This is a genomic window from Aeromonas sp. HMWF017, assembly GCF_003061465.1.
Lineage (GTDB): Bacteria > Pseudomonadota > Gammaproteobacteria > Enterobacterales > Aeromonadaceae > Aeromonas > Aeromonas veronii.
In genome coordinates this window covers 1-1248 of sequence record NZ_QAJD01000070.1, presented here as the reverse complement: position 1 = coordinate 1248, position 1248 = coordinate 1, and the positions used below count along the sequence as shown (strand labels likewise).

2 protein-coding genes are annotated in these 1248 nt (G+C 62.4%); both read left to right on the top strand.

The window, feature by feature from the left end; all coding sequences use genetic code 11:
* Window positions 1–52: 52 nt before the first annotated feature.
* Window positions 53–349 carry a DNA-binding protein gene (locus tag DBR30_RS07285; RefSeq protein WP_108588265.1) on the top strand — a complete coding sequence of 99 codons (297 nt, stop codon included), beginning with the start codon at window positions 53–55 and terminating at the stop codon, window positions 347–349.
* Window positions 350–352: 3 nt separating this feature from the next.
* A complete protein-coding gene (locus DBR30_RS07280; RefSeq protein WP_108588264.1) occupies window positions 353–1138 on the top strand; it encodes a Zn-ribbon-containing protein in 786 nt (261 codons plus the stop codon).
* The last annotated feature ends 110 nt before the right edge of the window (window positions 1139–1248 follow it).

Genomic DNA, 1248 nt, shown 5'->3' with positions numbered 1-1248 from the left:
GGTTAAGATCCCGCCCCGATATCGATCCCCCCTTCTCACCCAGAGCATGCTTATGTCCGCCCACGAGATCATCCGAATTGCCAACGAGCTGGCCACCAAGGGCCTGACCCCCACCTCCGCCATGATCAAGGCCCGCCTCACCCAGCCGGTGCCTATGGCCGAGCTGCTGAAAGTGCTGAGCCAGTGGAAACAGCAGCCCGTCGCGACCGCCGAGAGCGAGCTCCTGCCAGAGGCTGTGCCTCAGCCAGCACCGGAGCTCACCCTGCAGCAACTCGCCGAACAGCTCGCGCGCATCGAACAGAAGGTGGATCGCCTGACCGACCTGCTCCTCCAGCAGGGGCAAGGCTGAAGCATGTATATCGTCGAACTCTGCTTTGAGTGTTACCGCGATACCTCCCTTGGCGACGCCGAGCGGGCCATCGTCAACTACCTCGACATGCTGCGTTATCAGGGCCAGATCCTCGGGCGGGAGTTCCCTACCAGCATGCACGACGGCTATTTCGTCAGTCGGGTGGTTTGCCCGGAGCAGGATAGCCTGCACCCCGACAACCAGAGCGAGCAGGTCAAACTGGCCGAACAGCAGCTCAATCAGGCGGGGTTGCTGGCGCCCAAACTCCAGCTGCAGGGGGCGGATCTGCTCTCCGACAGCACAGACCCTTGTGGCACACAGGGCGAGCGGCCGAGCTGGATGATGCTCTACACCAGCTTCCTGCACACCTGCTCGCCGCTGCGCTGTGGCGACCACTTCGCCCCCATTCCGCTCTACCAACTGCCCGCGGTCGCCAACGGCGATCAGAAACAGATCATCAAGTGGCAGGAGGATTGGGAGGCGTGTGATCAGTTACAGATGAACGGCTCCATCGCCGAACACGCGGCGCTGCACGAAATCGGCGAAGTGGGCAGCCGCCTCTACCGGCGCGGCAGCGATCTGGCCAAACGGCTGGAAGTGCTGAGCGGCATCCCCACCTACTACTACCTATACCGGGTGGGCGGGCTGAGCGCTGCCGAGGAGAAGGCGCGCCCCTGCCCAAGCTGTGGCGGCGAGTGGGCGCTGGCAGCGCCGCTGCACGAGATCTTCGACTTCAAGTGCGACAGCTGCCGGCTGGTCTCCAACCTCTCCTGGGACTTCAAGGATTAAGCGCGCCCTGCCCGTGACCCCATAAAAAAGGCTCTGTCCCAATTACGTGTTGAAAGGCTAATCTTGAAGTAGGCCATCACCTTGAGGTCTACCATCATGGATACCCCAGC

What these genes read in the sequence shown, in the direction of transcription:
- DBR30_RS07280 (WP_108588264.1), top strand. Translation starts at nt 353, where the DNA reads ATGTATATCGTCGAACTCTGCTTTGAGTGTTACCGCGATACCTCCCTT.
- DBR30_RS07285 (WP_108588265.1), top strand. Translation starts at nt 53, where the DNA reads ATGTCCGCCCACGAGATCATCCGAATTGCCAACGAGCTGGCCACCAAG.